Annotated in this window: 7 protein-coding genes; all 7 read right to left on the reverse strand. The window is 41.2% G+C overall.

The annotated features are described in order from the left end of the window. Positions 1-212: 212 nt before the first annotated feature. The 7 genes from ABIL39_11725 to ABIL39_11755 all read right to left on the reverse strand — a co-directional run bounded on the left by ABIL39_11725 (position 213) and on the right by ABIL39_11755 (position 9,345). Positions 213-1,364 carry a hypothetical protein gene (locus tag ABIL39_11725; protein ID MEO0166793.1) on the reverse strand — a complete coding sequence of 384 codons (1,152 nt, stop codon included), beginning with the start codon at positions 1,362-1,364 and terminating at the stop codon, positions 213-215. An 18-nt stretch (positions 1,365-1,382) separates the two neighbouring features. Next, entirely contained in the window at positions 1,383-2,096 is a 714-nt protein-coding gene (locus ABIL39_11730) for a segregation/condensation protein A (GenBank protein ID MEO0166794.1), read from the reverse strand. Between the two features lie 71 nt (positions 2,097-2,167). Then, positions 2,168-3,502: an MFS transporter gene (locus ABIL39_11735; protein ID MEO0166795.1), complete on the reverse strand. Its 1,335-nt coding sequence runs from the start codon at positions 3,500-3,502 to the stop codon at positions 2,168-2,170. Between the two features lie 19 nt (positions 3,503-3,521). Then, positions 3,522-5,144 (reverse strand): CHASE2 domain-containing protein, encoded by a 1,623-nt coding sequence (locus tag ABIL39_11740; GenBank protein MEO0166796.1) that lies wholly within the window; start codon positions 5,142-5,144, stop codon positions 3,522-3,524. 41 nt (positions 5,145-5,185) lie between these two features. Beyond that, complete coding sequence (locus ABIL39_11745) at positions 5,186-6,286, reverse strand: HD domain-containing phosphohydrolase (protein MEO0166797.1); 1,101 nt, start codon at positions 6,284-6,286, stop codon at positions 5,186-5,188. After that, positions 6,267-7,277, reverse strand: coding sequence for a DUF362 domain-containing protein (locus ABIL39_11750; GenBank protein ID MEO0166798.1), 1,011 nt, complete (start codon positions 7,275-7,277; stop codon positions 6,267-6,269). Before ABIL39_11750 ends, ABIL39_11745 begins: the two co-directional genes overlap by 20 nt. A gap of 268 nt (positions 7,278-7,545) precedes the next feature. Next, positions 7,546-9,345: an FG-GAP-like repeat-containing protein gene (locus tag ABIL39_11755; GenBank protein MEO0166799.1), complete on the reverse strand. Its 1,800-nt coding sequence runs from the start codon at positions 9,343-9,345 to the stop codon at positions 7,546-7,548. Positions 9,346-9,598: the final 253 nt, after the last annotated feature.

The raw sequence follows: 9,598 nt of genomic DNA on the forward strand, positions 1-9,598 counted from the left end.
ACAACAAGACACCCCTTGAGTATGCTAAAGAGATTATGCCTGAATTAAATCCCAATATTGCGCTATTTCCACCAGTGATATTGGATAATCTGACTACAAGTTCTTACTGGAGAACTGTAAATAAGGTTTCTAGACATTACAATCCCTATTTTTTCCGCTAAAATTAAAGGGCATCAAGGTGAGAAAAATTTTGGCTCTTCAGAGCTGCGGGTCTAAAAACGGAGCATCAATTGGACATAGGTGTGATTATGTAAATACTTAGGCGTGGGAAAATCACCTTCCATTGCTTCTACAAGGTAAAACCACAGATTTTTATAGTGGTATTCCAAACCCACATTTATTCTCCGCTCTTTTAACCCAATCCCCTGATTGTTTCGATAAAAATTGCGCTGGGTTCCTAAATGCCAGGTAAAATTGGTTCCGTGTTGGTATTCGAGATCTATCAGATAAGCGAATACATTTCTTCTATATAAGATGGTATCCTCGGCGATCTTATAATTATAGGTCAAATAAAGGTTAGGCCGCAATTTGGGATTTTCCAAATAGGTAAACTGAAGTTCAGGCATTAAATCAAAAATTTGCTCTGCTATTTCATTCTGAGGACTGGTGATTTTCCGAAAGAAGTCTTTCAATTCAACAAGAAAGCCCAGGCGCATGGTACCGATATCCTGCCAGCAACGGATAAATCCGGCATGCTGATAACCCTCTTCAACAAAAGTTGGTGGTTCATCAGTGGAGTGTCGGAGATATTTTTTCTCCAACTCGGTCTCTATCCTCAACCTACCTCGGTGCCAGTTTCTATTTATCAGGGTTTTCAATTTAATTGGATAATTTAAGCCTTTGTAAATAATCTTTTCCGGACCATCAGCCATATCCTTAAGAGAAAAATTACGGTCGAAGTCTTCCACCAACAGGAATGTTTCAAAAAAATTTACATAGTTTGTGCCCAGCAAACAGCCAACCCCAATCTCATCTTCGCCCTTATAGTAATGGGTGGTTATCGATAAAAAGAATCGACGATTATTAGCAAGTTGAAAGAAGGGTTGGAAATAGTGATTGCTAATGTGACAATCATAATCTCCAATATAGCGATTCTGATACCGTAACCCTAAAATCCTTGAAAGATAAGCCTCATAGCGCAATTCAAGGTTTATATACCAGTTGAGCAAATCCAGACAACCTTGACTCGTTCTCATCCCATTGGTGGTTGAATCAAAAATCATCTCCCAGCTTTGAAAATAATGGGCAAGTTGCTTGTCCAAGAGGTATTGATAATTGGAATCCTCTGGTACAGCCGCTAAGCAGGGATTAATCAAGAACCAGAAAAGAAAAGCAAAGTAAGGTTGGGGACGCAAAAATTTCATACCTTCCCCTAAGCGATTTCAGCCCACATTTAAATGTTCACTATTGATCTCTGATGCAGATTCCCTTTTGTATAAAAATATCTCGCCGAATGCCTCTTTCTGCTCAACTGATGCCAAACCTTCCTTTACTAACTGAAGCATGCCGAAGAAATAAGATACTGCAATGGATACATTATTTTTCTCTTGTAGGAACCTCAAAAAGTTGATTTCCTTTTTTTCCTCAAGGATATTTTTCAAATCCTCAATCACCTTTTCAATAGGAATCAACTGCCTTTTTATCAATACCTCTTCCTTTGCCGTCGGCTGGAAACTGCGAAATGCCAGAATCAAGCTCATCAGATTACCCTCTTCAAGTACCGTTGTGGGTTCTACTTTTGCAAACCGGGGAAATTGTTTACTGGTCTGAATTTCCATTTCTCCAAAATACTTTGCAATTTCTTTGTATTTTTTATATTCTTCAATTATCTGCATCAAGGTGATGGGTTTAGCTTCTTCTTCGTCTTCAGGAGTGCGTGGTAGTAGCGAACGAACTTTAAGTCGGATTAAAATGGCAGCCATCAAGAGAAAATCTGCTGCATCTTCCAAATCTTTGCGTTCAATCCTCCGGATATAATCCAGATATTCCTCAGCAACTTGGGCGATGGGGATATCAAAAATATCTACCTCTTTTTTGCGTACCAGATAAACAAGCAGGTCAATCGGACCATAATAGATGCCAATATCGATCTTCACACCTAAGTTTAGTCAGCGGATGAAAAATGTCAAGTTAATGATTGGGAATGATTAAGGCCGTGAGTTTGTGATTACCTGGTGAACCGTAAAATATTGAGGATAAGGTCTTTATTCTCGTTAAGTCGGCGCACTGCATAATCGCCGATAAGTTGGAGGGTGGAAAAGACGGGATAAGCCTCTTTTTCCCGCACTTTTTTCAATAAGAAAAAACTCAAAAATCTAAAGAACGAGGTGCCCAAAAACAAAATATGAAAATTGACAAAGGTCTGCCCGAAAAATTCCCATTTGAAGTTTTCTAAAGTTTGAGCAAGAAAACCTCCCAGCAAAGAAGAAAGAAAACCGCAGATACCGGTGATTGTGGAAAATACCGCAAAATAACCCTCTTTTAATTCTTTTTCTTCAGTCAAACTCAAAAGTATATTGAAAAGACTCAGATTTATTCCACACCAAAATAATCCGCTGAAAAAAGCATCAATCCATATCGGAAGTATGAAATCAGATCGGGCAAAGAGCCAGATCAGCGGGAGACAGGTGATGCCGGCGAAATTTATTGTCAAAACCGGTTTGGACCGCACGCGATCAATTAATTTCCCCCAGAATATTTGAAAAAATAAACCGGCGACACCGGCGATTATCCCGTAAACCGCAATTGTAGAATAAGCCATCTTTAAATTCTTAATCATGTGAACAACCCAGAACGGTGCAGCAATGCCGGCAAAAAGGTACCAGAATGATACAAACTTGAGAAGGGCAAGAAAATTTTGATCCTTTAGGGGTTTAAGAAATACATCACGAAAATTGATAGTCTTTTTTTCAAACTTCGGTTCGGGTTGAAAGGAAAGGGTGATGCCCGCAAGGATGGCGAAAAAAACCGCAATGGAAAAAATAATGATAAAGGCTTGGACAGGTGCCAGATGGTCAAGAATTCTTCCCCCTATATAATTCACCGCCATCCCCACCCCACTTATGATGGTAGTCCGGATACCAAAATAGCGCCCGCGTTCATCACGCGGGATTAAATCGCTCATCCAGGAAAGCCAGAGGTTCCCGGAAAAGTTCAAAAGCAGATTGAATAAGAAGATAATGACAAAAAAGAATTTTATGCTGATCTGGATCCCAAAGAGCAATGTGATAACAAAAAATATAAAAAGCCCCCGACCAATGAGTGCGGTGAGGAGACAAGGCATTTTTCTTTTCCCCCAAATATTAGCGAGGTAGGCGGCAAAAAAACCGACTCCGGCGAGAAGTGAAGGGATCGCTGTAAGTATACCTATTTGAAATGGGTTGGCTTTCAAAAATAGAGCAAAGGAAGTAAGAAACATCCCTCCGGTGAGTGTGATATGAAATTGAGCAAATACCCCTTCGATGATGGAAATCTTTTTACCTAAGGCTAAATTCTCTTCCATTTATTAAGTGAGAAATTGATCAGGGTTTCAATTCATAAATCAAAACCTCTTCTTCCTTGCCTTTTACCCGGACCCGGCCCAATTCTTGAAAATGGAGTTCGATAAGCGGGTGAGAGCTAACCATTTGATAAGTCTTCTCGCCCACGATGATATCTGTCCGAAACTCTTTTGTCAATCCTTCCAGCCGCGCAGCAAGATTCACGGCATCACCGATCACCGTGTATTCCATCCGCATCGGTGAACCAAAATTACCACTTATTACATCGCCTGAATTTATTCCCACCCCAATCTGAAAACCCATCTCTTGTGCCCGCCGGACCATCTCGCGTGCACAAAGACAGGCATTAAGTGCCGAATTTTTTAAGTGCACAGGATGTCCAAATACCGCCATCACACAATCACCAATAAACTTATCAACCCGGCCTTGGTATTTGAAGACGATCAACACCATTTCTGTTAAAAATTGGTTTAGTTTTCGGGCAACATCCTCGGGATTTGACTTTTCAGCCAGGGGTGTAAAATTCCGGATGTCAGCAAAAAGGATCGTGCAGAAAACTTTCTCACCCCCTAATTTCGGAGGTTCTTTTATCACCTTCTCCACTAATTCTCGGGAGTAATAGCGGGAGAAAATTGATTTGAGGCGTCTTTTTTCTTTTTCTTCAAAACGGTAACGATAGATCAGGGACAAAATGATGGTAAGCACAAAAGAATAATATGTTCGAATGAGACCCAATTCAATGCGATTAAAGAAAAGAATAAGAGCAATAATAAAACTCAAAAGAAAGATGATCCCATATCCCGTTATGTAAGTGGTCAGCCGGCTATAGACGGTAAGCAGGGTGATTACTAATGAAAAAATAAAAGTTATAAGGATAAGATACACGTAGGGAAATTCATTTATCTTCTTATGTGCGATAAAATTGTTGATAAGATTTGCTTGGATTAAAATTCCGGGGAAATGACGCCGGAAGGGAACGGTATGAAAATCAAATAATCCAGAAGCGGTGCCGCCAATGAGCACGATCTTATCCCGAAAAAATTCCTGGGGGACGCGCTGGAGATATACATCGCTGAAGGAAATCCTTCGAAACGAACCGGTATCCAGATAATAAATTAGAAATTTATCATCGGGAAAATCGTGGTTTAAATGACGGGCGATTTCATAAGCAAATGTCGGTTTGCCACCAACCGTTTTGTATCCGTGGCGGATGACACCATCCACATCGCCGATGATTTCTCCAATGCCTGTTGGGCATATATCACTGAACACCGGTTCTTGTTCATATGATGAAACCAAAACAACATTTTTGTTTGCACTTATGACCATGCGGAGCAGGGAGTCAAAATTCGGCTTCTCATAATACCGGCGGGCATATATCGGTAAGGTATCTGGCTCCCCGAAAAATATATCAACACCGATTATTCGGGCATCCTTAAGATAACCAATTACTTCGGCAAAATAAGCTCGAGGCCAGTTCTGGTAACGACCGAGTTTCTCTAAACTCAATTCGTCGATATCGACAATCACAATCTCAGGGATATATCTCTCGGCAAGCGCAATCCGATACTTTAAATCATAAACTTTTTGCTCAAAAGGCCAGTACAAGGGTTGATAAAGGCAAAGAATATTAATCGCAAACACAGCTCCTACGGGAAGCCAGATGATTTTTGAAATTGAGGATCTCATGGAAGATGTTTTCCAACTGCCTTAATAAAGATCTCAACGAGTTCCGGATCAAACTGGGTGCGCCGATGTTTTTTTATTTCCGCGATTGCAGTTTTTGCTTCCATCCGAGGACGATAGGGACGATCTGAAGTCATCGCATCAAATGAATCAGCAATGGCAATTATACGGGCACCAAGGGGAATATCCTTTCCCTTCAATCCCATAGGATAGCCAGTGCCATCATATCTTTCATGATGGTGAAGGATATTGGGCACAAGATTCTTTAATTTTTTAATCGGACCAACAATTTCGGCACCGAACTCCGGATGGCGCTTCATATAATTATACTCTTCATCATTGAGCAGTCCGGGTTTAGAAAGAATACGGTCCGGAATACCAATCTTACCTACATCGTGGAGCACAGCCGATAACTCTAAATCTTTTAGAACTTCTTTATCCAATTTCATCTCTTCACCGATGAGCAAGGCATACTCAACAACCCGGGCGGAATGTCCTTTGGTATAAGGGTCTTTAGCATCTATCGCCTCCACAATCGCCCGAATAGATGACAAAAATAGCTCATCGAGTTCTTTATAGAGCGAAGCATTTTCTATGGCAATAGCCATTTGATTAGCAAGGGCCTGATAGACTTCAAGGTCTTCTTGGGTAAACTTTTTATTTCCCTTTTTGTTCAATACTTCGGCAACACCAATGATTTTACCTTTGACCAAAAGGGGCACCGCGAGAATTGACCGGGTGACGAATTTCGTCTTCTTATCCACCCCACTGAACCAGCGCGGGTCCTTTGTGACATCAGGAACGAGCAGAGGTTTTTTATGCTGGGCAACCCAGCCCACAATACCTTTGCCCATGGGTATCCGAATTTCTTTTACTTCTTTCCCTTTTTCACCCCGGGCGGTAATAAAATAAAGTTCATTTTTCTCTTCATCAATACGAAAGACACTGGACGCTTCAGCCTCCATCAGTTCTTCAGCCTTCTGGAGGATGATGTTCAAAAGAGCATCTATATCCAGAGTCGAGGAAAATACGAGCGAGGCATCGATCAGCGATTCAAGATTTTTTATCTTCTTTTTTAATTCAGATATTTTTGATCTCATATTTCCGCTCACCGGCACCGAATTTCTCTGCATAAAAAAGCTGGATTTGAGGATCAATATTGGGACGTAATTTATCAATCGCGGCTTTTGTTATATCATAAGATGCCTGGTCGATCGCAACTGGATCAAAACCTGCCAGAATGCCGATGTCCGGCATAATGGGTAGCTCTGTAGAACCCAAACAATCACAGTCCGGGGTAATATTGGTTAAAAAATTCAAATAGAAAATTTTTTTGTTTTTTATCAAATGGGCGGCATATTGAGCGATGCCTTTTTGGACCTCATCGGATGCAGCACTCCAAGAAAACCTTATTGCCTGGCGGGGGCAGATTGACATACAACCCGCGCAACCACTGCATTTATGTGAATTGATTGCCACATACTTTTTTTCCTTCTCGACTGCCCCATAGGCACAGTAATTATAACAGCGCAGACAAAAATCACATTTTTCTTTATCCACATAAGGTCGGGAGCGAGAATGTAGTTGCAGTTTTCCTCCCTTGGCAGCACAACCCATGCCTAAATTCTTCAGCGCTGCGCCAAAGCCGGTTACCAGATGACCCTTAAAATGGCTGATGCAGATGATGGTCTCAATATTTTTAAAAGCCATTGCCAATTTTGAATCATTGATTTCGAAATATTCATCTCCGTAAATCCCATCGGCGATTACTATCGGTGCAAAATCAAATCCGTGTTCTTTCGCCAGTTCAATATGGGTATCTCCCTTAAATCTTCTCCCCGAGTAAAGAGTTGTAGTGTCCACAAGGACCGGCCGAGCGCCGGTTCTCTTTATCAGTTCAACGATTTTACGGACATAAAGGGGATTGACAAAATTGACATTTCCATCTTCGCCAAAGTGACACTTCACCGCAGCGATTTTCCCGGACTGGATAATATTCAGACCCCCTGATACTTCAATAAGCCGCTCAAGCATTTTTAAATAACTTTCTTTTTGTTTCTTCTGGAAATCCAGAAAATATAAGATTGACATACCCTCAATGATATTCAAATCAAAAAAAATTGCAATAGGGTAATGATGCTAAGTTCTCTTTACTTTTTTTCAAGTTATCTTTTACCCCTAAACTGTTTATGGGTTATCAGCAGACGAGAAAGAAACCTTTATTGATTCACATAACAATTATCAGCGGTCGAAACTAAAATCACTGGATGTCCTTACCAATATTGTTCATAGGCTTTATTGTTACTAAATAGAATATTTAAGAAAATGGGATGGAATCCAGGGAATGTTGGAGTTGCCGTTACCTTATTATTGTCACCTTTTTCTCAACTTTTTGCCTTTGACTTTCAAGTTTTATATAATAATTGCCCGAAGGCACAGGTATCCCCGCTCTATCCCGACCATCCCAAAAGATATTAAATCCCCCTGAACCGGTTATTCTTAACAACTCTCTCACCATCCTGCCGGCACCATTATAAATCCGAACCTGTGCTTTACCGCCTTCAGGATATTGCACCCGAATATTGAAGCCATTGTTTGTTGGATTAGGGGTGACTGATAAATCTACGGTTTTAAAATTGTTTGGTAAATCTTCTTCCTTACCGACGATGGGCAGAATTGTAAAAGGTAGCGGGTTAATGGCGACTGCAGTATCACTTGTAGTAGTTGCAGTGAAGCGAATGTAGCAATTATTAGAACCTGGAATATTTGAAGGAATACGCCATTGATACCGGCAATTATTTTTTAGATTGCTCGCAATCAAGGTCCAGGGACCATTCGGACCGGTGGTGGAAATTTCCAGTTTAATCATTGCTGTGCCTTCAGGGACTCCACAGGTCCATCTGATAAACTGGATCGAACCCCGATAGAATTTTTGTCCACCCCGTGGGAATATTGGATAGATGAATAAATTCTGGGGTATTGAAGACTCCTTATAAAATCTTGGACGATTGCGTGAATTCCAGGAATCCCCTTCGTCGCCCACCACCAGTATATCCGGATATCCATTATGGTCCGCGTCCGCACCCACTCGGAATGCTTGAGGTGTTCCTGGACGGGGTGTTTTGAATGTCGTATCAGGTATCCATCCCGTGCCAATGTTAAGCCATATAGTTACGGTGCTATCGCCAAATGCACACAGGTCAACCCAATTATCCAGATTCATATCGAACAATTGGGTTAGGTCATAAAGACCAGTGGTTGGTAGCCCCGCAGAATACGAAGACCAGGTATTATTCCCTTCCCATCTCCATACCTCCACTCCCCCACTTGAGTTACAGAATGCAAAATCCAAATCACCATCATTATCCACATCACCTAACGAAGGTCCCCGCCGGCCTAAATTTCCACCAGGTGGTAGATTCCCATCTGCGTTCGTAAAACCACCGGCACCATTACCTAAATATATGCTGCCATATTGATGTGCAGCACAGAAATCGGTATAACCATCATTATTTATATCTCCAAAGATAAAATCCATCGTGGAATTACCCCCGACGAACCCAAAAGACTGATGCCAGGTTCCATCCCCATGATTTATGAAAATATGGATACCATCATCGGCACCAAACGAATTCCCTCCGAGATCTAAATCTCCATCATTATCAATGTCTGCGAGGTCTGTGCAAAACATACCCCAGGGGCTAGGGTCGCCTATGGAAATTCCATCATCCCATGGTATCCAGTTCTGACCGGTGCCATCACCTAATGCAACCTCCATGATTGAATCGCCAAAATCATTATTGGAATAATTGTGATGCATCCCATAGCCGATATCCAGCAACCCATCATTGTTCACATCCCCAATTGCAATGCCGCCATAGCCAAAATTACCATTCTGATAAACATTCCAGAGACCCTGACCATTGCCAAACCAAACCATCACTCCATGTTCCTGAGTATTTACATAGGGTGAGCCATGGTCACCGATGGAAAGAATATCAATATTCCCATCATTATTGATATCCACCATCTCCATCTCGGTTCTGCCACCTTCCATCGCTGGATTCTCTAAACCCTGCGAAGATTCAATATAACTGAGGGCGAAAAGGAGTGAATAACATACCAGAAAGGCAAGAAAAAGATTTACCAATTTCTTCATACTCTCCTCCTTTTATTTTTTTTCTTTTGTTCCTAACCATTATCATCACTTTCCGTGCCGATTCGTGTCTGAATGATAATCCATAAATCCTAATAACTATATCTTAACCAATATTAATTGTCAAGCACCAACTCAGCTGAGTACTCCTCACTTTTAATCTTCGGTTGGGCATAACTTTTTGAAACAAAAAAGCCACGGGTATTTGGATAAATCCAGCTTATCCAATAATTCTAAACCCAATCGGAAACTGCTT

This window comes from candidate division WOR-3 bacterium (assembly GCA_039802205.1).
Lineage (GTDB): Bacteria > Hydrothermota > Tepidihabitantia > SM23-42 > JAOAFX01 > JAOAFX01.